The sequence below is a fragment of the Hymenobacter sp. CRA2 genome, assembly GCF_002007105.1.
In the GTDB taxonomy this organism is placed as follows: Bacteria; Bacteroidota; Bacteroidia; order Cytophagales; family Hymenobacteraceae; genus Solirubrum.
In genome coordinates, this window is record NZ_MVBC01000001.1 from 740,551 (window position 1) to 762,411 (window position 21,861).

At 63.6% G+C, this 21,861-nt stretch carries 23 protein-coding genes; 7 read left to right on the forward strand and 16 right to left on the reverse strand.

Annotated features, from left to right (window positions below; translation table 11 throughout):
• Positions 1-150: 150 nt before the first annotated feature.
• Both B0919_RS02990 and B0919_RS02995 read left to right on the forward strand, forming a co-directional pair.
• Positions 151-3,246 (forward strand): AsmA family protein, encoded by a 3,096-nt coding sequence (locus B0919_RS02990; RefSeq protein WP_078010694.1) that lies wholly within the window; start codon positions 151-153, stop codon positions 3,244-3,246.
• 376 nt (positions 3,247-3,622) lie between these two features.
• On the forward strand, positions 3,623-4,471 hold the full coding sequence (locus tag B0919_RS02995; RefSeq protein WP_176132826.1) for a DUF4382 domain-containing protein: 849 nt from the start codon (positions 3,623-3,625) through the stop codon (positions 4,469-4,471).
• Between the two features lie 83 nt (positions 4,472-4,554).
• On the opposite strand, the gene B0919_RS03000 is transcribed toward B0919_RS02995, so the two are convergent.
• The 5 genes from B0919_RS03000 to B0919_RS25580 all read right to left on the reverse strand — a co-directional run bounded on the left by B0919_RS03000 (position 4,555) and on the right by B0919_RS25580 (position 7,757).
• Entirely contained in the window at positions 4,555-5,265 is a 711-nt protein-coding gene (locus B0919_RS03000; protein ID WP_078010696.1) for a pirin family protein, read from the reverse strand.
• Between the two features lie 81 nt (positions 5,266-5,346).
• Positions 5,347-5,934, reverse strand: a complete 588-nt coding sequence (locus B0919_RS03005; protein WP_078010697.1) for a nitroreductase family protein — start codon at positions 5,932-5,934, stop codon at positions 5,347-5,349.
• 68 nt (positions 5,935-6,002) lie between these two features.
• Positions 6,003-6,623: a thioredoxin family protein gene (locus B0919_RS03010; RefSeq protein ID WP_078010698.1), complete on the reverse strand. Its 621-nt coding sequence runs from the start codon at positions 6,621-6,623 to the stop codon at positions 6,003-6,005.
• A 93-nt stretch (positions 6,624-6,716) separates the two neighbouring features.
• Entirely contained in the window at positions 6,717-7,199 is a 483-nt protein-coding gene (locus B0919_RS03015; RefSeq protein ID WP_078010699.1) for a DinB family protein, read from the reverse strand.
• 93 nt (positions 7,200-7,292) lie between these two features.
• Complete coding sequence (locus B0919_RS25580; RefSeq protein WP_254846462.1) at positions 7,293-7,757, reverse strand: DUF6970 domain-containing protein; 465 nt, start codon at positions 7,755-7,757, stop codon at positions 7,293-7,295.
• Positions 7,758-7,855: 98 nt separating this feature from the next.
• Between B0919_RS25580 and B0919_RS03025 the strand changes: the two genes are divergently transcribed.
• Positions 7,856-8,407: an RNA 2'-phosphotransferase gene (locus B0919_RS03025; RefSeq protein WP_078010700.1), complete on the forward strand. Its 552-nt coding sequence runs from the start codon at positions 7,856-7,858 to the stop codon at positions 8,405-8,407.
• 22 nt (positions 8,408-8,429) lie between these two features.
• Here the strand turns inward: B0919_RS03025 and B0919_RS03030 are convergent, their stop codons facing one another.
• From B0919_RS03030 to prfA, 3 genes are all read right to left on the reverse strand, one after another.
• A complete protein-coding gene (locus B0919_RS03030; protein ID WP_078010701.1) occupies positions 8,430-8,825 on the reverse strand; it encodes a diacylglycerol kinase family protein in 396 nt (131 codons plus the stop codon).
• Positions 8,818-9,414 (reverse strand): GNAT family N-acetyltransferase, encoded by a 597-nt coding sequence (locus B0919_RS03035; protein WP_078010702.1) that lies wholly within the window; start codon positions 9,412-9,414, stop codon positions 8,818-8,820. Before B0919_RS03035 ends, B0919_RS03030 begins: the two co-directional genes overlap by 8 nt.
• 169 nt (positions 9,415-9,583) lie before the next feature.
• Entirely contained in the window at positions 9,584-10,657 is a 1,074-nt protein-coding gene (prfA, locus tag B0919_RS03040; RefSeq protein WP_078010703.1) for a peptide chain release factor 1, read from the reverse strand.
• Positions 10,658-10,751: 94 nt separating this feature from the next.
• On the opposite strand from prfA, the gene B0919_RS03045 reads away from it, so the two are divergent.
• From B0919_RS03045 to B0919_RS03055, 3 genes are all read left to right on the forward strand, one after another.
• On the forward strand, positions 10,752-11,399 hold the full coding sequence (locus tag B0919_RS03045) for a DUF3365 domain-containing protein (protein ID WP_078010704.1): 648 nt from the start codon (positions 10,752-10,754) through the stop codon (positions 11,397-11,399).
• 134 nt (positions 11,400-11,533) lie between these two features.
• Positions 11,534-12,085: a hypothetical protein gene (locus B0919_RS03050; protein WP_139361865.1), complete on the forward strand. Its 552-nt coding sequence runs from the start codon at positions 11,534-11,536 to the stop codon at positions 12,083-12,085.
• A gap of 50 nt (positions 12,086-12,135) precedes the next feature.
• On the forward strand, positions 12,136-13,407 hold the full coding sequence (locus tag B0919_RS03055) for a protoporphyrinogen/coproporphyrinogen oxidase (RefSeq protein WP_139361866.1): 1,272 nt from the start codon (positions 12,136-12,138) through the stop codon (positions 13,405-13,407).
• A gap of 5 nt (positions 13,408-13,412) precedes the next feature.
• On the opposite strand, the gene B0919_RS03060 is transcribed toward B0919_RS03055, so the two are convergent.
• The 7 genes from B0919_RS03060 to rsmI form a co-directional block, all read right to left on the reverse strand.
• A complete protein-coding gene (locus B0919_RS03060) occupies positions 13,413-13,850 on the reverse strand; it encodes a hypothetical protein (protein WP_078010706.1) in 438 nt (145 codons plus the stop codon).
• A 181-nt stretch (positions 13,851-14,031) separates the two neighbouring features.
• Positions 14,032-15,318, reverse strand: coding sequence for an erythromycin esterase family protein (locus tag B0919_RS03065; RefSeq protein ID WP_078010707.1), 1,287 nt, complete (start codon positions 15,316-15,318; stop codon positions 14,032-14,034).
• A 113-nt stretch (positions 15,319-15,431) separates the two neighbouring features.
• On the reverse strand, positions 15,432-15,773 hold the full coding sequence (locus tag B0919_RS03070; protein ID WP_078010708.1) for a hypothetical protein: 342 nt from the start codon (positions 15,771-15,773) through the stop codon (positions 15,432-15,434).
• 129 nt (positions 15,774-15,902) lie between these two features.
• Entirely contained in the window at positions 15,903-16,103 is a 201-nt protein-coding gene (locus tag B0919_RS03075) for a FeoB-associated Cys-rich membrane protein (RefSeq protein ID WP_078010709.1), read from the reverse strand.
• A 281-nt stretch (positions 16,104-16,384) separates the two neighbouring features.
• Positions 16,385-17,182 (reverse strand): inositol monophosphatase family protein, encoded by a 798-nt coding sequence (locus B0919_RS03080; protein ID WP_078010710.1) that lies wholly within the window; start codon positions 17,180-17,182, stop codon positions 16,385-16,387.
• 128 nt (positions 17,183-17,310) lie between these two features.
• The gene (gene lnt, locus B0919_RS03085) at positions 17,311-18,957 is read right to left on the reverse strand and encodes an apolipoprotein N-acyltransferase (protein ID WP_254846463.1); all 1,647 of its coding nucleotides are present in this window, start codon (positions 18,955-18,957) and stop codon (positions 17,311-17,313) included.
• On the reverse strand, positions 18,932-19,630 hold the full coding sequence (rsmI, locus tag B0919_RS03090) for a 16S rRNA (cytidine(1402)-2'-O)-methyltransferase (RefSeq protein ID WP_078010712.1): 699 nt from the start codon (positions 19,628-19,630) through the stop codon (positions 18,932-18,934). Before rsmI ends, lnt begins: the two co-directional genes overlap by 26 nt.
• Positions 19,631-19,826: 196 nt before the next feature.
• On the opposite strand from rsmI, the gene B0919_RS03095 reads away from it, so the two are divergent.
• Positions 19,827-21,584, forward strand: coding sequence for a S41 family peptidase (locus B0919_RS03095; RefSeq protein WP_176132827.1), 1,758 nt, complete (start codon positions 19,827-19,829; stop codon positions 21,582-21,584).
• Between the two features lie 6 nt (positions 21,585-21,590).
• Here the strand turns inward: B0919_RS03095 and B0919_RS03100 are convergent, their stop codons facing one another.
• Positions 21,591-21,848: a 4a-hydroxytetrahydrobiopterin dehydratase gene (locus B0919_RS03100; RefSeq protein ID WP_078010714.1), complete on the reverse strand. Its 258-nt coding sequence runs from the start codon at positions 21,846-21,848 to the stop codon at positions 21,591-21,593.
• Between the last annotated feature and the right edge of the window lie 13 nt (positions 21,849-21,861).

Below are 21,861 nucleotides of genomic sequence, written 5' to 3' on the forward strand. Positions count from 1 at the left end.
GGGTGCTCTAACGGCCGGTGACGCGCGTTTGGTGCGCGGTTGCTGGGTGGCGGAACTAAAATTGCAAATTCGCTCCTGTCTAAGTTGCCACCTCGACTAGGCCATGCGACTCTTTAGGGAGCTGTAAGCTAGTTGTCAACTCATTAACGCATGCGAAAATTTTTTCTGGGGCTACTCATTTTCCTCGTGGTAGTAGTAGCTGCCGTGGCGCTGACGCCGGTGCTCTTCAAAGACAAGCTCAAGGCTGCGCTCGACAAGCAGCTGGCGCAAAAGCTCGCGGCGCGGGTGGAGTACCAGCCCGAAAACGTGAGCGTAAGCCTGATCCGCACCTTCCCCGACCTCGACCTGAGCATCGAGCAGCTGCGGGTGATTGGGCAGGATTCCTTTGCCCGCGACACGCTGGCTTATCTGCCGCGCCTCGACATCGGGCTGGATCTGATGAGCGTCATCAGCGGCGACGAAATCAAGATCAACTCCGTGAACCTGGAGCGGCCCGACATCAAAGCCAAAGTGCTCAAGAGCGGCCGTGCCAACTGGGACATTGTCATTCCGGACTCGGCGCTGGCGACCAAGGGCGTGGACACGACGGCCTCGCCCAAGATTGCCATTAAGGGTTGGAAAATCGACGACGGGCACATCCGCTACGAGGACCTGACTATTCCCTTTGCCATGGAGCTGCGTGGGGTAAACCACTCGGGCTCCGGCGACTTCGCCGAGGATGTGTTCGACATGGACTCGAAGACCACGGCCGAGGCGCTGACGATGGTTTACGACGGGACCAAGTACATCGAGAAGAAAAAGCTGACGGCCGACGTGACCATGGGTATGGACCTTGGCAAGATGCTCTTCACCTTCAAGGACAATCAGGTACGGCTGAACGACTTTCCGTTCAGCTTCCAGGGTCAGATCGGGCTACCCAACGCTACGGATATCACCTACGACCTGACGTTTAAGGCACTGGAAACCGACTTCAAGAACATTCTGAGCCTAGTACCGGGCGTGTTTACGAAGGATTTCAAGGACATTGAAACGTCGGGCAAAGTGGCCTTCGACGGCTACTTCAAGGGCGTACAGAACGCGGTGAAAATGCCGGGCTACGGGGTAAACCTGGTGGTTAGCAACGGCATGTTTAAGTACCCGAGCCTGCCGCAGGCGGCCCGCAATATCAACGTGGACATGCAGGTGGACAACCCCTCGGGCTTCACCAACAACGTGAAGGTGAACGTGAAGAAGTTTCACCTCGACCTGGGCAAGAACCCCGTGGACGGCAACGTCATCGTGGACGGGCTGGAGCCGATGAAAGTGGACGGCCGCGTGAAGGCCAACATCGACCTGGCCGAGGCTACCAAGGTGTACCCTGTGCCGGATATGCTGCTGCGCGGCCTGCTGGCGGTGGATGCTACGGCCAAGGGCACCTACTCCAAAACCCAGATGCCGGTGACGCGGGCCGTGATGCGCCTGACCAACGGCTACGTGAAAGCCAAAGCCTTCCCGGCCCCGATTGAGAACCTGACGCTGAACGGTACGGTGGTGAATACTACGGGCCAGGTCAACGACACGCGCATCGATATTCCCCAGTTCCGGATGCTGCTCGACGGCGAGCCGCTGGAAGGCCGGCTGGCGGCCCAGAACATCGACAAGCCGGTGTTCGACGCCAACGTGAAGGGCATCATCGACCTGACCAAGATGACCAAGATCTTCCCGCTGGAAGGCATGACGGTGACCGGGCGCCTGAACGGCAACATCGCCGCCAAGGGCAGCATGGCCGACATCGAGGCGGAGCGCTACCAGAACATCGTGGCCTCGGGCACGGTGCAGGCGCAGAACGTGACCTACAAGAGCACCGACCTGCCGCAGGGCATGAAAGTGACGGCCGCGACGGCCACGTTCAACAACGCCAATATCGTACTGCAGAACATGACGGGCTTCGTGGGCTCGTCGGACGTGGCGGCCTCGGGTACCATCTCGAACTACATGGGATACCTGTTTACGCCCGGCCAGCCCCTGCGCGGCAACCTGACGGTCAACTCGCGCCGCTTCAACGTGAACGAGTGGATGGTGGAGCCCGACGGGAAGGCTTCGGCCGGCGCCAAAACGGCCGCTAAAGCGCCCACCGCCCCGGCTGCGGCCGACGGCGTGCTGCAGATTCCGAAGTTCTTCGACCTGAAGCTGAATGCCAATGCCGACCAGGTGGTGTACGACAACCTTAAGCTGGACAACCTGAAGGGTACCGTGGCGGTGAAAGACGAGGCGGTGAACCTGAACGGACTGACCTTCAATACCCTGGGCGGGCAGTTTGCTACCAACGGCAGCTACAGCAGCAAGGACCTGCAACACCCCAAATTCAACTTCGGGCTGAACATCAAGAACCTGAACTTCCAGAACGCGTTTGCGGCCTTCCCCTCGGTGAAGAAGCTGCTGCCGCTGGCCCAGCAGGTGGAGGGCATCTTCGGCACCAACTTCTCGGTGAGCGGCGAAATGGGCCAGGACATGATGCCGGTGTACAGCACGCTCACGGGCAAAGGCCTGTTTGAGGTGGTGCGCGCGGCCGTGGGCGCCTCGCCGGTGCTGACCAAAATCAGCAACCTCACCCAGCTGCAGGAACTGAAGAACTTCGCCGTGAACAACAAGGACGTGGCGGCCGAAATGCTCAACGGCAACCTCATCGTGAAGCCTTTCGACTTTGCCGTGGGCCAGATCAAGGCCACGGTGGGCGGCTCCTCGAACGTGGGCGGGGGCGTGGACTACGTAATGGCGCTGGACGTGCCCACCGGCAAAGTGGGCAACGCCCTGAATGCCAAGCTGACGCAGCTCACGGGCGTGCAGGACATCAAGGGCACCGAACGCGTGACCATGGGCCTGAAAATCGGCGGATCCATCACCAACCCCGAGGTGAAGCTGACGACGGCCGGCACCAAGGCCCAGGCCAAGGAACTAGCGAAAAACCTGGTAACCAGCGTGGTGCAAAGCAAGGTGGACGACGCCAAGCTGAAGCTGGCCGCCAAAGCCCAGGTAGCCCAAGATAGCGCCCGTAAGGAGCTGGAAAAGAAGCAGCTGGAGTTGCAAGCCAAGGCTCAGCAGGAAATCGAGAAGAAGCGCCTCGAAGCCGAAGCCAAGCTCAAGCAGAAAGCCCAGCAGGGCCTGAACAACCTGTTCGGCAAGCCCAAGAAGCCTGCTCAGCCGGCCCAGCCAGCGCCGACGCAGGAGCCGGCCAAGGCCGACACGGCCAAAGCCGGCGGCAAATAGCCTTACCGGAGCCGGCAATTGAAGCCGCCTCGCTGAATCCTGTACAGGTTTGGTGAGGCGGTTTCTTGCTGAAGGCGTGGCCACGTGGACATCGGCACCACTGGCTTCGCCTTCCCGTTGGATGCGCCAAACCTTTTGATGCCCGGTAGTTGGTCCCTACTTAGCCAATGCTGACAACGGACTTGGGATGTGGAAGGCCCCCAGCACCCAACGGGGCTTTTTCGTGCGCCCAGCGTATCCTTCAGCGAATGGCCTGCGTTACGAGCCTGTACTGAGCTGGCCGGAGTAAATGGTATATTTATTGCCGGCGCTTTTGTCAGCATCGTGCAAAGCCTATATGGGCTTGCATTATTCATGTAACGACTTCTCCCCGCCGATGAAACCGACCTTTTCTTTCCTGACCTCAGCCCTGGCAATGGGCACCCTGCTGAGCCTGGCCAGCTGCGGCAAGGACAACGATAACGACAACGGGGCCGCTAAGCTGCAAATCCGCCTCACCGACGCGCCCGGCGACTTCCGGGCCGTCAACCTCGATGTGCGCAGCATCGAGCTGCACCTGAACGCCGAAAACGACCCCAACGGCTGGCAGACGCTGCCCTTCACGCCCCAAACCATCAACGTGCTGGAGTACGTGAACGGCCGCTCGGCCCTGCTGGTGGATACGGACTTCAACCCCGGCACGCCCCAGGAAATCCGCTTGGTGCTCGGCCCCAACAACACGGTGCTGGCCCGTGATGGGCGCACCTACGCGCTGAAAACGCCCAGCGGCCAGACCTCGGGCGTGAAGCTCAAGCTGCAGAACGTGAACCTGCAGGCCGGCCAGACCTACCAGCTGCTGCTCGATTTCGACGTGGCCAAGTCCATTGTGGAGCGCGGCAATGGCAATGGCAACAACCCCAACGAGCGGTACCTGCTGAAGCCCGTCATACGGGTGGTGGCGCAGGAGCTGAACGGCGTCATCCGCGGCACCGTCACGCCTACAGCGGCCGCGCCGCAGGTGCTGGCCATCCGCTCCAGCATCACCGTGCCTGATACCTTCAGCACCATGGCCGATGCCAGCGGCGCCTACCAGCTGCTGAGCCTGCCCGCGGGTACCTACACCGTGAAGTACTTCCCCACTACTTCGGCCCCCGCCAACCAGACGCCCTACCGCGAAGTCACGCGCGCGGGCGTAACGGTGACCAACAACGCTACCACCGACCTGGGCTCCACGGCGCTGCAGTAAGCCTTAGTGGTACACTTTGATTAAGCCAAACGGCCCGGCTGGTAGTACCAGCCGGGCCTTTTTTGTGTGTTAAGCCGGACCGCCTAATGATTGATGGGCACTTCGATGATCAGAAACTGGCTTTCCGTCCGGCTCTCGATGCTGAACTCAGCCGTGTCCCACAGCCCGAGGGCGTCGCGCTGCGGCACCGTGTCGTCGCCGATGCGGATTTCGCCCTCGATGACGAAAACGAACACGCACTTGTTGGTCGGGTTCAGCGCGTACGTCACCGTGCGGCCAGCCTCGAAGTAACCGAGGCTGAGCTTGGCGTTCTGGTTGATCCAGCAGTGCACCTGCCCCTCCTCGTTCGAGACGACGGTGGTAAGCTGGTTGCGCCGCTTCTCGCGCGGAAACTGCCGGCGCTGGTAGCGCGGGTTGACGTTCTGCAGCTTCGGCTCAATCCAGATCTGCAGGAAGTTCACCGTGTCGTCGCCTACGTTGTGCTCCTCGTGGCGCAGGCCCGAGCCGGCACTCATGATCTGCACCCAGTCCTGCTGCACCACTTCCTTGTAGCCCAGCGAGTCGATGTGGTTCATCTGGCCGGCGAGCATCACCGAGATGATTTCCATGTTTTGGTGCGGGTGAATGCCGAAGCCGCCCCCTTGCTGCACAAAATCGTCGTTGAAGACGCGCAGCAGCCCAAACCCGGCCCGCACGGGGTTCGGATACGAGCTGAAGCTGAACGTGAAGTTGCTTTGCAGCCAGCCGATGTCTTTGAGGCCGCGCTCAGTGGCGGGGAAGCGTTGGGTGTGCATGGAAGTAAGGGCATGTAGAGACGCCTGCTTGCGCCTCAATCGTTGGGCTGAATCCGCCGCGCGCCGGCGCAAGGCGCGTTTCTAGGCGGACAACTGGTTTTCGAACACGAACTCGTCGAGCGGCTTGCGCGAACGGCCGGCCAGCTCGCGCGAGCGGAACGGTTCCTCCAGCTGCTCGGCCGTGCCTACGTAGCCCAGCGCCAGGAACGTGGCCGGCTCCAGGTCGGTGGGCAGGCCGAACTCCTGCTGCGTTTTGGCCAAGTCAAAGCCGCCCATCACGTGGCCGTGGATGCCCATGGTGCCGGCCTGCAGCAGCAGGTTGGCGGTGGCCATGCCCACGTCGTGCAGGTAGTGGCGGTTGTCGGCGCCGTTGGAAGAGAAGCTCTTGCGGGCCAACACGATGACGAGCACCGCCGCGTTTTTGGCCCAGGGCTGATTGCCGGGCAGCAGGCAGTTCCAGACTTTCTGGAAGGCTTCCGTTTGCTCGCGGTGGGCGTAGATGAACTGCCAGGGCTGCTCGTTCATGGCGCTGGGGGCCCAGGCGGCGGCTTCGAACAGCGTGCGCAGCGCGTCGTCTTCGATGGGCTGCGACGTGAAAGCGCGTGGGCTCCAGCGGTGCTTAATAAAATCGGCGACGGGAAAGTGGGTTTGTGCGGGTTTGTGCGACATGTAAAGAAGGAATACGACCGGCCCACTTAGGCCGGGGGCGAAAAATCGGCCGAAAAATACAGGCTAGATCAAGCAAGACGCTGCAACAGGCCCAGGATTTCCTGCTGGGTGCTGCGGGTTTTGTCCTTGGCGTACCAGCCGTGGAGCTGGGTCACGAATTCCTCGTAGGGCACCTGCTGGTCTTTCAGCGACTGAAACAGCTCCTGCGCCGGCGCGGGGCGCGGGCCCCAGGTGGCCACCTCCGTCAGGGTGTCGGCCTGCAGGATGATGAGCTTGGGAATGGAGCGGCCCCCACCCGTGAGGTAGCGGTCCATCAGGTCGAGGTTTTCGTCGCGCAGCAGGTAGTGGCTGGTCAGCTTGCCCTGGCTGGCCTGGGCAATGGCCTCGAGGGCGGGCACAATCTGGGCCGCGTCGCCGCACCAGCCTTCGGTGAGTACCAGCCACACGTAGCGGCCCTGCAGGCGCTGCAGCTCGGCCTGCACTTCGGGCAGCAGCTGAATGGTTTTGTCGATGCGCGACATGCGCTGCTCGTTGAGCTTGGCGTAGTGCAGCAGCGCTTCGGATTGGTTTTGGCCAGTGGTGCGGCCCTGGGCCAGCAGCTCGTCGATCATCTGGCGGTAGCTGGTATAGGTGTAGGCGCCGGCCAGGCGCTCAGGCGTCAGGACGGAAGCGGCAGTGGTTTCAGACATAGCAGGGGCGGAACGGGTCCGGGAAAAAGTCAATAAAAAACCCTTCCGGGGGCGGAAGGGTTTTGAAAACGCAAAAAGCGGCTAAAGGATTAGCTAGTAGTTCTGTCCGGCTAGCTCGCGGCAATACGTGATGAAGTCTGTATTGATGGGCTCCAGGCCGTTTTCGCGCAGGGTGGTGGCCACCTGGGCGCGGTGGTAGTTGGCGTGGATGCAGGCGTGGGTCAGAATGTCCGACACCTGGCTGTCGTAGGCGTTGCCCTGCGAGTTGGAGTAGCTGATCATGCGGTGCAGCTCCGTGTCGTCGGCATCGCGGATGTACTGGTGCAGGGCGGGCGAGGTTTGCTGGTGCAGCTTGTGCAGGCCCTGCAGGTCGTGCTCCTGCCACACTTTCACCGGGCTTTGGGTGCCGGTGAGGCGGGCCAGCCAAATGGCTTGAGCATTGAGTACGTGGCTGAACAGGCGCAGCGCCCGGGCCGGAAGTTCGTTGCCGCCGGCCACGAGGCCGTCGAGGTGAGCAAGCAGCTTGGTGTTGGCCCACACGTTGTAGGCGCCGAGCTTTTCGGTCGTGTTAATCATGGAGTTGAAGAAGTGAGAATCGAGCCATGAGAAGTAAGCCGTCCGGCGGACGGCGTTTCACTTCCTATGCCTCCCTGCTCATGTCTGGAAAAATCAGCGTTGGTCCTCCCAAACCAGCTTTTCGGCGGTTCGGTTTTTGTCGAAATCGGGGCATTTGCCGTCACCACGGCCGGTCAGGCCACCATCGGGGGCGCAGAGTACGTTGCCCTTCGCGTCGTAGAGGGTCGTAAACTGGTCGCAGCAGCCGGCCGTTTCGTAGTACACCGTCTGGCCGCGGTACTGGTAGCTCAGGATGCGGATGCGCGGGTTTTGCGCCTCGGCCTGCATATGCTTCTGGATTTTCTCGTCCAGCCAGGTGGGGCGGTTGCGCTGATCGAAGGCCACCTGCTTGCTGTCGGGCACGGGAATGTTGGTGGGCGTGGTCGTCGGTGCTGGCGTTGAGGGGTTGGCCGTGGCCCGGGGCTCCGAGGTGTCGGTAGGCGTGGTCAGGTCGACGCGACGGGCGCAGGCCCCGGACAAGAGCAATGCGGCGAAGGCAAAAGCGGCAAAACAGCGCATAGGCGTACTGCGAAGAAGGGCGGCAAATGTACAACGGGCGGCCCGATGCCGCGCTGCCCGTTACCTTACGGCATTTTCCATACGCAACTGCCTTAGTTATGGCTACCCCCGATCCGCACCGCAAGCTCAGCAAGTTTCTGTCCCTGGTGCTGCGCCACGAGCCGCAGGCCATCGGTCTTACCCTCGATGGCGCCGGCTGGACCGACGTGGACGAGCTGCTCACGCGCCTCCACCAGCACGGCCACGCCGTCGACCGCTCCTTGCTGGAGGCCGTGGTAGCTGGCAGCGACAAGCAGCGCTTCGCCTTCAGCCCCGACGGGCAGCGCATCCGGGCCAACCAGGGCCATTCGGTGGAAGTGGAGCTGGGCTACGCACCCCAGACCCCGCCCGAGCTGCTCTACCACGGCACCGCTGAGCGCAACGTAGCCGCTATTCAGGCCGAGGGCCTGGTGAAGCAGCAGCGCCATCACGTGCACCTCTCCCCCGACGTGGAAACCGCCCATAAAGTAGGCGAGCGGCACGGCCGGCCGGTAGTGTTTACGGTGCGGGCCGGCGAGATGCACCGGCAGGGCCACCAGTTTTATCGGTCCGACAACGGCGTGTGGCTCACCGACGCGGTGCCGCCCCAGTTTATCGAGCTGCCGCAGTAGCCCAAACCGGCATACTGGTAGCCTAGCGGGCCAGCAGCGCCCACAGCGGCGGCCCGAATACCAGCAGGCCCACTACCACCGCCGCCAGCGCCGTCATCAGCACGGCGCCGGCGGCTACGTCCTTGGCGCGGCCTGCCAGCGGGTGAAAGTCGGGCGAAACCAGGTCGATAATCGTTTCCACGGCCGTGTTCATCAGCTCGGCCGTCCACACCGCCCCGATGGACAGGGCCACCAGGGCCCAGTCGTAGCGGCTGATGCCGAGCCAGGCACCCAGCGCCACCGCGGCGGCCGTGGCCAAGGCGTGAAAGCGCAGGTGCGGCTCGGAGAGCAGCGCCTCCCGAATGCCTTGCAGGGCATAGCCGAAGGAGGCTACCTCGTGGCGCCAGCGCTTACGCTGGCGAGGCGGAAGCTTAGCCACGGCTGTCGAATTCGCGGAAAACGGACTGACGCAGCTTGTCCCACTCGGGGCGCAGAATGCTGAAGTACACCGTGTCGCGGCGCCGACCGCCCTGGGTGTAGCAGTGGCTGCGCAGGGTGCCCTCCTCCACCGCGCCCATGCGCCGCATGGCCTCCTGCGACTGGTGGTTGCGGGCATCGGTCTTGAGCTCCACCCGCTCGCAGTTCAGCTCCCCGAAGGCGTACTTGAGCAGCAGGTGCTTGGCCGCCCGGTTCAGGCCGGTGCGCTGAAAGTCCTTGCCCAGCCACGTCCAGCCGATTTCCAGGCGCCGGTCGGGCATGGCGAAGGAGCCGTAGCTGGTGCTGCCTACCACGCGGCCCGTCTGCAGGTCGATGATGGCGAAGGGGTAGCGCCGTCCGGCCTCGCGCTCCTGCAAGGCCTGGCTTAGGTACGCGGCCAGCCCTACGTTGTCCTGCGGTGCGGGCGTAAGGGTGTAGCGCCAAATATCGGCGTCGAAGGCAATCTGCTTTAGCGCTTCAAAATCCGACGCTTCGAGCGGGCGCAGGCGCACGCGGCTGTTTTCAAGCGTAATCGGGCGGGTGCAGTCCATGGGCGAGTGCAGCGGGAAGAACCAGAATAAAAAAGAACGTCATTCCGAGCGAAGCCGAAGCATCTCTACCGCTGACGTTGGGATAGTAAAGTTACTATCTATCGTCAGCACGCAAGATTCCTCGGCTTCGCTCGGAATGACGTTCTAAATGCAATAACTGCCGCCTGGCTTAGGCCGTGGTGCCTTCCTTCAGGCGCTCGGCGTTTTCGGCGATGCGCAGCTGTTCGATGAAGTCTTCAATGCCGCCGTCCATCACCGCGCTCAGGTTGTACACCGTGTAGCCGATGCGGTGGTCGGTCACGCGGCCCTGCGGGTAATTGTAGGTGCGGATTTTGTCCGACCGGTCGCCGCCGCCAATCATGCTCTTGCGGGCAGCGCCTTCGGCCTCGTTCTTTTTGGCCAGCTCGATTTCGAAAATGCGCGAACGAAGCACCTGCAGCGCCTTGTCGAAGTTCTTCAACTGCGACTTCTGGTCCTGGCACTGGGCCACGATGCCCGTCGGGATGTGCGTCAGGCGCACGGCCGAGTAGGTCGTGTTTACCGACTGCCCGCCCGGGCCCGACGACATGAACAGGTCCTTGCGGATGTCGTTCATATCCAGCTCAATGTCGAATTCCTCGGCTTCGGGCATCACCACCACTGAGGCTACGGAGGTGTGAATGCGGCCCTGGGTTTCGGTAGCCGGCACGCGCTGCACGCGGTGCACGCCCGATTCGAACTTCATCTTGCCGTACACGTCTTCGCCGCGCATGGCCAGGATAATTTCCTTGTAGCCGCCCGCGGTGCCTTCCATGGCGTCGACTAGTTCCATCTTCCAGCCCTGCTTTTCGGCGAAGCGCATGTACATGCGCTGCAGGTCGCCGGCAAACAGCGCGGCTTCGTCGCCGCCGGCCCCGGCCCGGATTTCGAGGATAATGTCCTTCGAATCGTTCGGGTCTTTCGGAATCAGCAGGTCTTTGATGATGCCTTCCAGGCGCTCCTGCTCGGGCAGCAGCGTTTCCAGCTCGTCCTTGGCCATCTGCCGGAAGTCCTCGTCCTTCTCGGTTGCAATGACTTCGCGCGCCCCTTCGATGTTGGACAGGACGCTCTGGTACGCCTTGTACTCGACCACAATCTTGTTGAGGTCTTTGTATTCTTTGTTCAGGGCCTTGTAGCGCTTCATGTCGCTCATCACGTCCGGGTCCAGCAGTTGCTGGCCCACGTCGTTGAAGCGCTGGTTGATAGCCTCTAATTTGTCAAGCATCGGTCGTTGGGGTCCGGAATTGGGCGGTACTTTTGCAAAGGTACAAAACCCGGCGGGGCCATGGGAGGTTCCGCGTACGTAGTCTGTCTACTATATGCGCCGACGCTTATTCTGGCTGGCCCTGCCCCTGCTGCTGGCCGCCTGCCGCCCCGACCAGGTCGAACACCTCGATAATACCAAGGAACTGGCCCGCGAAGCCGAAAACTGGCAGCCCAAGCTCATCAAGCCGGCGCAGCTGCTGCAGGCCGCCCGCTGGGGCGCCGATTCGCTCCTGCATACCGCCGACCGCGGCTGGCGGGCCCAGCTGAACGAGCGGCTGGCCGCCGGGGGCGTGGCCGCGGCGCACCCCTACTGCCAGCCCGAAAAGCTGCCCGCCGTGGTAAAGCTGGCCCGCGAGCTGGAAGCCAGGCCCGCCCGGGAGCTGATCAGCCCACCGCGCTTCATCGCCGAGGACGACTCCGTCCGGACCACGCGCCCGAACCAGGACCAGTTTCTGGTGCAGGAGCCGCTGGTGCTGCTGCCCACTGATGCCATGTGCCTGCGCTGCCACGGTCAGGTCGGCACCGACGTCAAGCCTGAAGACGCCAAGCTGCTGGCTACTACCTATCCCGGCAAGCCGCTCACCGGCTACCAGCCCGGCCAGCTCATTGGCCGCTGGACGGTGCCGATGACGCGCAAAGGCGTGGCCGAGTTCTACACCCAGAAGACGCGCAAGATTCCGAAGCGGCGCCGGTTGTGGTAATGTGAATGGGCTGCTAAACGCCGTAGTTACTCATTATACAGGCCAATCTGCCCTTAGCCATGGAAACAGGACGTTCTGCCTTATCGTCGCGGCTGTGGTACAAGCTTAATTCTGCGCTTACCCGTTAACTGCACATGCCGGATTTGTCTCCTGAGCTGCTGGCCCGCACTGGTCCGGCCCTGCGCCGCGGCGAGTTTGTGCACCCCGACGATACTTTGCTTTGCCTCCCTGTGGTAGTCGAGCCAGCAGCCGACTTGTCCAGTACTTTGCCAAACTACACCTGGTCTCACCCTGATCAGCTGCTTATCACGGGTGCGCTGGTGTTGAGCCCGGATGCTGCCTATCGGGAAGCGGCCGGCCGGTGGGAACGGCAGGAGCTGTCGGCCAGCGCAGGCGTACGGGTGGAGCTTCATGGCCCCACGCACTACCCGTACCACCGGACCAGTTATGAACCCGAATGGCAGCTGGCCAACCGCATCCGGGTGGGGAGCTGGCCGATGCTCGGCGTGTGGCTCCGCCTGCTGCACGAGCAGGAGCGACTTATCCGACTGCTACAGACGTGGTATGAGCGCCGCGTGCCGGTGCAGGAGCTATACCAGCACCAGCGCACCTTCCTGCTCGATCCGGATATGAGCTACGAAGAAATTCAGGCTTTCAAGCGCCGCTACGGCGTGACGCTGTATTAAGCCCAGCAGCTAGCTTAACCTTCGCCGCCATTTTGCAGTTTGGGCAGGGTATGAATGCTGCCGATACCTCCTTGCAAGCTCCCGTCCTCATCATTGGCGCCGGCATGGCCGGCCTCACCTGCGCCTGCTACCTGCACCGGGCCGGCCGCGCCGTGCGCGTGCTCGAAGCCGCCGACGCCGTGGGCGGTCGGGTGCGCACCGACGTGACGCCCGACGGTTTCCGCCTCGACCATGGCTTTCAGATTCTGCTTACGCGCTACCCGGAGGTGCAAAGGCTGATGGACTACGGCGCCCTGCAGCTGCAGAAATTCACCTCCGGCGCTGTCATCCGGCTGTCTTCGAGCCGCGAAACGACCCTGCGCAACCCGCTGCGGCAGCCGCTGCTGGGGCTGAAGGCGGCCACCTCTCCCATCGGCACGCTGGCCGATAAGCTGCGGCTGGTGAGCCTGGCCCAGCACGTGAGCCAGCACAGCCACGAGGAGCTGCTGGCGCGCCCAGCCACCGACACGCTCAGCTTTCTGCGCCGCTACGGCTGGAGCGAGCAAATCATCGACACGTTCTTCCGGCCCTTCTTCGGCGGCATTTACCTCGACCGGGAACTGAGCACGGCCAGCAACTTCTTCGAATTCGTATTCAAGCAGTTCGTGGAGGGCGACGCAGCCCTGCCTGCCCGCGGCATCCAGGAAATCCCCCGGCAGCTGGCCGCCCGCCTGCCTGCCGGCGCGGTGGAGCTCCACGCCCGCGTAGCCGCCATCGAGGGCCACACGGTGCGCCTGGCCGACGGGCGCACGCTGGAAGGCAGCGCCGTGGTACTGGCCACCGATGGGCCGGCCCTGCGGCAGCTGCTGCCCCAGCTCAGCGCCGACGAGCCCACCGCGGCCCGGCGCACCACCTGCACCTATTTCGCCGCCGATGGCCGCTCGCCCGGCCGCGGCGACAAGCTGCTGCGCCTGAATGCGGCCCCCGGCGCGCTGGTGCACAACGTAGCCTTCCCCAGCGACGTGGCCCCCGAGTACGCCCCGGTTGGCCAGACGCTGGTATCGGTGAGCACCCACGGCGCGCACGGCCTCTCGGATGAGGAGCTGGCCCTGCGGCTGCGGCAGGAGCTGGCTACGTGGTTTGGCGCGCAGGCTAATGCGTGGCGCCGCCTCGGCACCTACCACATCGAGCACGCCCTGCCGGTGTACGCGGCCGGGCAACCAGTCCAGCTGCCCTTGCAGCTAGGCGAAGGCCTGTACCGCTGCGGCGACTGGGTTTCGTACCCGTCGCTGAACGCGGCTATGGCTACGGGGCGTCAGGTGGCCGAAGCCATTTTGGGGTAGTAACGCTATTCTTCGTCGGTGGCGTGCTGGCGCGCCTGCCGGGCGGCTTCCGTGTTGGGCACGTGCTGGTGCCCAGCGCGGGAACCGGCTTGCTTTTGGGCGTTGGTAGCCTTGCGCTGCGCGGGGCTAAGCTCGGTCCAGGCCTGCTTGGGCAGGTAGCGCGTGGTGCCGCCGGCGCGCTCGGCGGGCTGGCCGTCGGCGGTTTGCCAGTCCTGCTGCGTCCAGTCGTCGAGGTGCTGCTGAGCGGGGCTGCGCTTAGCGAAGGTGTAGCCCCCGCCGGCCTGCTTGTACTCGTGAGCGAGAAGCTGAGCTTTGCGGGCGCTCCACTCGCCGGGGGCGCCGCCCTGGTCGCCGACCAGGATTTCCTGCTTGAGCTGCTGGCGCAGCTCGGGCTGGGTGTAGATGCGCGGGCCTGATTCGGCGGAGGTGTGGTGCTTATTCATGCGGCGTGGCGGTGGAATAAATGGATGGTAGTTAACGTATTGTTAAGTAGATGGTTAGCTTTTGTCTGGAATTAGTGTCAGAACTGCCGTCTGCGCATCGGTAGCTACAGACCTCCCACGAAAGCACCACGCCCAAGGTCGGCGGGGCCTTGGGCGTGGTGCGTGTAAAATGCGCGGCGTACTATACGCCCCACGGATACATATCCGGCGGCACGTGCTCGTCGGTGGGCGTGGGCAGCGGGTGCAGGGCCCGGGTCTGGTCGAGGTACAGAAAGGCGTCGTAGCGCTCCGGTATTACGGTGGGCACGTAGTTGCCGTACTTCTCGCGCTCCGGCCGGTACACCACCCCGATGGCCCGGTGGTTGAGGTGGTCCTGCAAGGCCGGCACCGTGCGCAGCTCGCTGGAAAGCAGCAGGGCGTCGCGCCCAATATCGGTGTGCAGCAGAGCTTCCCAGGAGTTGTTGCGGGCTTCGGGCACGGGCATCACCTCCAGCGGCGCGCCCCAGCTTTTGCCCGCAATGACGGAGCCTTGGTACGAGCCGAAGCCCACGATGTACACCTGCTCGCGGCCGAACTGCTGGCGGGCGAGCTGGCCCACGTTCACCATGCCGTCGGCCACCATGTCGGTATAGCGGGCGTCGCCCACGTGGGTGTTGTGCTCCCACACAATGGCCTTGCTGTCGGGCCCGTGCAGATCGAGCAGGCGCTGCAGGGTTTCCATCATGTGATGGTCGCGCACGTTCCACGACGAGCCGCCGCCGCGCAGCATGGCCTTGTAGTACCGCTCGGCATTCACGGCCACCAAGGCATTTTGCTCGGTGGCGAAGTCGATTTCCTTTTCCAGGCCGTCGGGGCCGGGCGTGGGGGTGCGGCGCTGCAGCGCGCGCAGCATGTTCAGCACCTCATCTTCGCAGTCCTCGCTCACGAAGGCCACGGCCTGGGCATACTCCTGCGGATCGGCGCTGTAGGGCTCGAAGCAGTGGTAGGCCCGCTGAGCGGCCTGGGCGGCGGCTTCGCCCTTCTGCCCCGCGTACTGCACAATCTGCTCCAGCGACTCCCAGAGCGAGTACACATCCAGCCCGTAGAAGCCCACCTTTTGCTCCGAGGGCAGCGCGGCGTTGTGCTGGCGCAGCCAGTCGACGAGGGCGGCAATTTCCCAGTTGCCCCACATCCAGGTCGGCCAGCGGTTAAAGGTCTTCAGCAGCTGGGCGGCGGGCTTGCCGTCGGGCTGCTGCTTCACGGCCAGGTTTACCTCGAAGCAGTCGGGCCAGTCGCCTTCCACGGCCACGAACCGAAAGCCTTTTTCCTGTATGAGGCGCTTGGTGAGGGCCGCGCGCCAGGTGTAGTACTCATGGGTGCCGTGCGAGGCTTCGCCCAGCAGCACCACGCGGGCGTCGCCGATCTGGGCCAGCAGCGGGTCGAGGTCGGCGGCGGATTGCAACGGGTGATGGGGTAGTTTGGGAGTCATAGCGTACGAGGGAATAGCGGCAACAGAACACAAAACCGCGCCGCCAGCGGGCTGCTTCCCCAAGGGAAGGTTCCGGTGGCGGCGCGGACTAAACGGGCAGTAGCGGTGTGGGGCTACTTGTGGGCTTTGTCGAGGTTCTTGCCCAGGTCCTCAACCTTGCGCAGGAAAGCGTCCACGCCCTCGTCGGCGTAGGTACCGAAGGCGTTGGAAATGGTGCCGCGCGTGCCGTCGTTGGCCTCGATGGCGTAGAGGATGGACATGTCGTCGGGGTTCGATTCGCCCTCGAAGCGGTAGAAGTCCACGATGGTTACTTCCTCCGGGCCGTAGCTGCGGTTCGAGTCGGTGTCCATGGTGTGCAGGCGGCCGTCGGTAACGGTAAAGTCCTTGGTAAAGCCGTCGGCCGTAAGCTTGCGTTCCACGTTGACGAGGGCGCGTTCTTCTTCTTTGTCTTGCATGACGGAGGGGTGCTTTGGAGTAGATGGGATTGAGAGAAGGAAACCGGGCAGCCCGAAAACGCGCCGCCCCGCCCGGGCTATACGCAGCCACGGGCGGGGCGGGTTATATGGTCGAACCAAAATGCTCGGTTAGGCCGGCTGTTGGTTCTGCTGTTGGGCTTTTTCGATGGTTCGCTGCAAGGCATCCACGTTGATGGTGCCGCACGCGCCGCCGCAGCCTTTGGGGCAGGCGCCTTCGGATTTGGCAAAAAAGCTCTGCCACAAGCGGCGCCCGACGTAGAACGCCGCGCCGAGGAACAGAACCAGAATGATGAGCTGCTGAACGATCATAACGCTGGCAAAACTAGCGAGATGGAGAAAAAGTTGCCGGCGCCGGCTGTCATTGCGAGCGAAGCGCGGCAATCTTTCCTGCAGTAGCACCGCCGCTGGATTCCCTGTTACCCAAAAACAGCACCGCCCGAAACTGCAAACGCTAGTCTCGGGCGGTGCTCATTTCACTGTCAGCACATTGTACAGGACCGATTGCTTCGTCATCCTTCCTCGCAATGACAGCGAGGGGCCAGCGTCGGCGTTAAGCAGCAGAATCTTCGTGCTGCCTGGCCATGAGCCCCTTACTGCCAGAACTGCCCAATCACGCCCTGCATTTCGGCGTGCACGGCGCCGTTGCTGGCCACGATTTCGCGGCCGAACACCGGGTCCCCATCGATGAGGAACTGCGTGACGCGGCCGCCGGCTTCGCGCACCAGCAGTACGCCCGCGGCCACGTCGTAGGAGTTGATGTTGAACTCGAAGTAGCCCTCAAAGCGGCCGGCGGCTACCCAAGCCAGGTCCACGGCGGCCGAGCCCACGCGGCGCACGCCGTTGGTGGCGCGCATAAATTCCTTCAGAATCGGCAGGTAGGTGTCGATTTTGGCGAAATTGCTGTAGGGGAAGCCCGTGGCAATGAGCGAGTGGTTCAGGTCGGCCGCCGCCGAGACGTGAATGCGCTTTTCGTTGCAGAAGGCCCCGCCGCCGCGCACGGCCCGGAAGCATTCGTCCTGATTTACCTCGTACACCACCCCGATGACCAGCTCCGCGCCCTGCATCAGGGCAATGCTGACGGAGTAGCAGGGCAGACCGTGGATGAAGTTGGTGGTGCCGTCGAGCGGGTCGATAATCCAGGTGAATTTCTCGCTGCGGTCAGGCGCGCCGGCCGTGCCTTCTTCGGTGATGAAGCCGGCACCGGGCAGCAGCTCGCGCAGCCCCGCCACCACCAGCTTCTCCGATTCCTGGTCAACGTACGACACCATGTCGTGCAGGCCCTTGTTCTCGACGCGGCCGCGGTCGAAGTTGGCGGCTTCCTGCCGGATAAACTGACCGGCCCGGCGGGCGAGTTCGGCTACTTCGAGACTGAGTTGGATGAAATCCATGGGGTTGGAAGAAGGAATTGGACGGAGACTTTTCCTCGGATGAGGGAAGCGGCCGGAGGCGTTGAACGAATACGTAAGTCCGTCATGCCGAGGCGTAGCCGAAGCATAACGGACTACTGAGCCAGGGGTTACTTCGCGAAGCGCCGCACCACCAGGAGCCCCAGCAGCAGGACGGCCAGAATCTGAGCCGCATGGCCCAGCAGCTCGCCGTAGCGGGTGAAGAAAGTCAGCTCGTCGTTGAGGTGTACGGTGTAGCGGCTGGCGCCCGGCACCCACCAGCCCAGCTGCTGCACAATGTCGCCGCGCTGGTTCACGAAGGCCGACACGCCGGTGTTGGCGGCGCGGGCAATGTCGCGACGCGTCTCGATGGCGCGCAGGCGGCCGTAGGTCAGGTGCTGCTTGTAGCCAGGCGAGTCGGACCACCAGCCGTCGTTGGTGATGATGCCGATGAGCGTGGCCCCGCGGCGCACGTACTCGCTCACGTAGTCGGAGTACACCGATTCGTAGCAGATAACCGGGGCCACGCGCAGGGAGCTATCCGTGGCCGCCGAGGCCGAGCGGAACACTGCCCGGTACTCCTGGCTGCCGTAGGAGCCCACCACGCCGCCGAGGTTGATGGTGCCCAGGGCCGAGTTCAGCCAGCCCGGCACCTTCTCCACGCCCGGCACCAGCTTGGACTTGTGGTACACCTGCAGGGGGCCACTGGCGCCGTCCACGTGCAGGGCGGCGTTGAACACGTCGTAGTAGCCGAGGTCGTCGCGGAAGCGGGCAGTGGGCGAGGCGGCTTCCTTGGAGGGGTATTCCGCCACCGACGTCATGCCCGACATCAGCCGCAGCCCCGGGTGCTGAAGCAGCAGCTGCCGGATGCGCTGCACGTCGGGGTTGAGGGGCAGGTTGTTTTCGAAGTGTACTTCCTCCAGCGAGGTTTCCGGCCAGAGCACCAGCTTGGTTTGCGGCGTCACGGTCTGCTCCGTCAGCTGAATCATCCGCTCGCGCTGCTGCAGGGGAGTGATATAGCGCGCGCCGCCCTCAAACTTCTCCTCGAACGGGTCGATGTTGGGCTGCACCACCACCACTTCGGCGGCCGGGCCTTTCTCCTGCCAGCGGCTGCCGATGAGGTAGGAAACGAGCAGCGGTACGGCTACGGCCGCGGCCGGCAGCAGCCACCGGGTAGCCGGTGACTGGCTTTTCGGGGCCGATACTTGGTCAGGGGCGACTGAGGCCGAACCGAACAAAGTGCGGAACAGGGCCAGGTTGGTCAGCAGCACCCACAAGGAGCCGCCGAGCTGCCCGGTGTACTCGTACCACTGCACCCAGCCGGGTACCATGGCAAAGGCGTTGCCCAGCGTCAGCCAGGGCCACGACAAATCCCAGGTGAGGTGCAGCTGCTCGAAAGCCAGCCAGTACACCACGAAGGACAAGTAGCCGACGGCGCGGCCCGCCAGGCGGCGCGTGTGCCAGAACGCCAGCAGCGGCAGGCTCTGCAGGGCCGCATTCAGCACGTTGGCCGCAATGCCGCCGCCCACCGTGCTGTAGGCCACCCAGTAGGTAGTCAGCACGTTCCAGAGCAGCAGGTAGAGGTAGGTCCAGCGCCAGAAGCGGCCCCCAGAGGCGCCTTGGGCGCGCAGCACCTGGGCTAGGCGTAGCAAGGGCACTAGCCCCACCAGTAAGAGCAACGGGGCCGGCGCCGGGTGCACCGGCCAGCCCGCCCACAGCAGTAGCGGCCCGAGTACCGTGAGTACCCAGGGCTTATTCGCGAAGTCCTTGAACGACAATGACAATTTCTCCTTTAATGGCCGAACGGCTCCCGAAATTCTGCGCCAGGGCGGCCAGCGTATCGGTTACCGTTTCTTCGAATAATTTGGTTAGCTCCCGGCTCACCGAAGCCGGCCGCTCGGGGCCCAGCACTTCGGCCAGCTGCTCCAGGGTTTTCACGATGCGGTGCGGCGACTCGTAGAAAATCATGGTGCGGGTTTCCTGGGCCAGCTCCCGCAGGCGCGTCTGCCGGCCCTTCTTCACCGGCAAAAAACCCTCGAAGGTGAACCGCTCGGCTCCGAAGCCTGACTTGAGCAGCGCCGGCACGAAGGCTGTAGCCCCGGGCAGGCACTCCACTTTCAGGCCCTTGGCCAGGCACTCCCGCACCAACAGAAAGCCCGGGTCCGAAATTCCCGGCGTGCCGGCATCCGATACCAAGGCCATCCGCTCGCCCTTTTCCAGCCTATCGAGCACGCGCTGCACCGTCTGGTGCTCGTTGTGCAGGTGGTAGCTGAGCATGGGCTTCTTGATGTTCAGGTGTTGCAGGAGCCGGCCGCTGGTGCGCGTGTCTTCGGCCAGCACCACGTCCACTTCGCTCAGCACGCGGATGGCCCGCAGGGTGATGTCCTCCAGGTTGCCGATGGGCGTGGGCACAAGGTACAGGGCGGTGGCGGGCTGATCGGTAGGCTGCATGAGGGCAAAGGTAGACTGCCGAGGCGGACGGACGCGCGAATGACTACCACAGATGCGTGGCCGCCCGGGAACCGGGCCGCAGAGGCTGAATAGCAGAGTTATTATGGCTGCGTTTCGGGTTTGGTTGCAGCTAAGGGCCGGAAACGGTGTTTGTCGTTGCTGTAACCCCGTCCATACCCTCTATTTCTATCTCGACATGCATTTACGTGTACCCGTGCGGCCGCTGGCTGCGCAGGCGGCCCGCTGGGCTTTGCCCCTGCTGGTAGCTGGCCTGACCACTATTTCGGTGCAAGCCCAAACCCCGGCTGCATCCGATACCGCGTTTCAGCGCGGCTCCCGCGTGCCATTGCCCAAGCTCAACGCCCGGCAGACGGAAAGCCTGGCCTTGCTGGGCAAGGTGTGGGGCTTCGCCAAGTACTACCATCCCGCCGTGGCTGCCGGCAAGTACAATTGGGACGCCGAGCTGTTTCGGGTGATGCCCCAGGTGCTGGCCGCCCCCGGCACGAAGGCGCGCAACGCCGTGCTCAGCGCCTGGCTGACGTCGCTGGGGGCCGTGCCGGCCTGCGCCGATTGTGCCAAGGCCAGTGCGCAGCCGGTGCACCAGCAGCCCGATCTGGCCTGGCTGACGGACAAAAAACTGCTGGGCGCGGCGCTAAGCCAGCAGCTGGTGCACCTGCGCGACAACCGCCACCAAGGGGCCGGCTATTACATCAAGCAAGGCGGGGCGGGCAACCCGGACTTCACCCACGAAGCCGGCTACGGGCACATGACCAGCCCCGACGCGGGCTACCGCCTGCTGGCCCTGTTCCGGTACTGGAACATGGTCCAGTACTTCTTCCCCGACAAATACCTCATCGGCGAAGACTGGAATAAGGTGCTGCCCGAATTTGTACCCCGCTTCGCGCAGGCCGCCACGGCCGAGCAATACCGTCTGGCCGTGCTGGAGTTGGTGGCGCGCATTCACGATACGCACGGCGTGGTGTCGGAGAAAGATGCGGGCATCAGGCGCATCTGGGGCGACTACGTGAGCCCGGTGCTGGTGTGCTGGGTGCAGGAGCAGCCCGTGGTGGCCAAAATCAGCCTGACCACGTTTGGTGTGCAGACGCCCCTGCAGAAGGGCGACGTGGTGACGCGCGTCGACGGCGTGCCCGTGGCTAGCATCATCAAGCGCTGGCGGCCCCTGTTTTCGGCTTCCAACGACATGGCGCTGATGACCCTGATCTGCCAGAACCTGCTGCGCGGCAACACCGCCCAGGCCCAGATAGACGTGCTGCGCGCCGGCAACCCCTTGCAGCTCAGCGTTACGCGCTACCTGCCGGATGCCATTGCGGCGGCTCCGCTGGCCGTGGCTTCCACCGACAGCAGCTACCGCATTCTGCCGGCCAACATCGGCTACATCCACATGGGCCGGCTGCTGCCCTCGCAGGTGGCGCGCACCATGCAGGCGCTGAAAGACACCAAAGGCATCGTGATTGATTTGCGGGCCTACCCGAACTTCAACACCTTCCGCCTGCTGCCGGGGTACTTCCTGCAGCAAGCCGCGCCGTTTGCCAAGTTTACCGAACCGGACTTATCGTTTCCCGGCCGCTTTGTACAGTCCGCCGTGGTAAGCGTGACGCCCAACCCCAGCCAGTTCTACACCGGCAAGGTGGCGGTGCTAGTAAACGAGGACACGCGCAGCCTAGGCGAATACACCACTATGGCGCTGCAGCTCAATCCGCGCGCCACCGTGCTCGGCAGCACCACGGCCGGCGCCGATGGCAACGTGTCCCCCATCGTGCTGCCCGGCGACCTGACCACCCGCTTCAGCGGCTTGGCCGTGTTCTACCCCGACGGGCGCGAAACCCAGCGCGTGGGCATCATCCCGACGGTGAAAGTCGCGCCCAGCGTCGAGGGCGTGCGGGCCAAACGCGACGAGGTGCTGGAAAAAGCCGTGGCGCTGCTTTCGCAATAGCACCGCTTAGCTGATGACTTCGCCGCCGTACTCCGCGGCCAGCTTGTCAATGGCCTCGGCCAGCCGCTGGTCGCGTTTGGTTACGGTGTTGCCCGCATCGTGGGTGCGCAGTCGAAATTCCACCGTGTTGTACTCGTTGGCCCACCACGGGTGGTGGTCCTGATGTTCGGCTTCCTCGGCCACGTCGGTCATGAAGCAGAAGGCGACCTGAAAATCCTTGAAGCGGAAGGTGCGGCGCAGAGAGTTGTCGGTTTCGGTCCACATAGCGGAAAAGGGG

Coding starts and splice junctions, on each gene's coding strand:
- B0919_RS03095 (WP_176132827.1), top strand. CDS start 19,827: ATGCATTTACGTGTACCCGTGCGGCCGCTGGCTGCGCAGGCGGCCCGC.
- B0919_RS03050 (WP_139361865.1), top strand. CDS start 11,534: ATGCCGGATTTGTCTCCTGAGCTGCTGGCCCGCACTGGTCCGGCCCTG.
- B0919_RS03035 (WP_078010702.1), bottom strand. CDS start 9,414: ATGGACTGCACCCGCCCGATTACGCTTGAAAACAGCCGCGTGCGCCTG.
- B0919_RS03100 (WP_078010714.1), bottom strand. CDS start 21,848: ATGTGGACCGAAACCGACAACTCTCTGCGCCGCACCTTCCGCTTCAAG.
- B0919_RS03000 (WP_078010696.1), bottom strand. CDS start 5,265: ATGCACACCCAACGCTTCCCCGCCACTGAGCGCGGCCTCAAAGACATC.
- B0919_RS03015 (WP_078010699.1), bottom strand. CDS start 7,199: ATGATTAACACGACCGAAAAGCTCGGCGCCTACAACGTGTGGGCCAAC.
- B0919_RS03060 (WP_078010706.1), bottom strand. CDS start 13,850: ATGAATAAGCACCACACCTCCGCCGAATCAGGCCCGCGCATCTACACC.
- B0919_RS03005 (WP_078010697.1), bottom strand. CDS start 5,934: ATGTCGCACAAACCCGCACAAACCCACTTTCCCGTCGCCGATTTTATT.
- B0919_RS02990 (WP_078010694.1), top strand. CDS start 151: ATGCGAAAATTTTTTCTGGGGCTACTCATTTTCCTCGTGGTAGTAGTA.
- B0919_RS02995 (WP_176132826.1), top strand. CDS start 3,623: ATGAAACCGACCTTTTCTTTCCTGACCTCAGCCCTGGCAATGGGCACC.
- B0919_RS03070 (WP_078010708.1), bottom strand. CDS start 15,773: ATGCAAGACAAAGAAGAAGAACGCGCCCTCGTCAACGTGGAACGCAAG.
- B0919_RS03010 (WP_078010698.1), bottom strand. CDS start 6,623: ATGTCTGAAACCACTGCCGCTTCCGTCCTGACGCCTGAGCGCCTGGCC.
- rsmI (WP_078010712.1), bottom strand. CDS start 19,630: ATGCAGCCTACCGATCAGCCCGCCACCGCCCTGTACCTTGTGCCCACG.
- B0919_RS03025 (WP_078010700.1), top strand. CDS start 7,856: ATGGCTACCCCCGATCCGCACCGCAAGCTCAGCAAGTTTCTGTCCCTG.
- B0919_RS03055 (WP_139361866.1), top strand. CDS start 12,136: ATGAATGCTGCCGATACCTCCTTGCAAGCTCCCGTCCTCATCATTGGC.
- B0919_RS03075 (WP_078010709.1), bottom strand. CDS start 16,103: ATGATCGTTCAGCAGCTCATCATTCTGGTTCTGTTCCTCGGCGCGGCG.
- B0919_RS25580 (WP_254846462.1), bottom strand. CDS start 7,757: ATGCGCTGTTTTGCCGCTTTTGCCTTCGCCGCATTGCTCTTGTCCGGG.
- B0919_RS03065 (WP_078010707.1), bottom strand. CDS start 15,318: ATGACTCCCAAACTACCCCATCACCCGTTGCAATCCGCCGCCGACCTC.
- B0919_RS03045 (WP_078010704.1), top strand. CDS start 10,752: ATGCGCCGACGCTTATTCTGGCTGGCCCTGCCCCTGCTGCTGGCCGCC.
- prfA (WP_078010703.1), bottom strand. CDS start 10,657: ATGCTTGACAAATTAGAGGCTATCAACCAGCGCTTCAACGACGTGGGC.
- B0919_RS03080 (WP_078010710.1), bottom strand. CDS start 17,182: ATGGATTTCATCCAACTCAGTCTCGAAGTAGCCGAACTCGCCCGCCGG.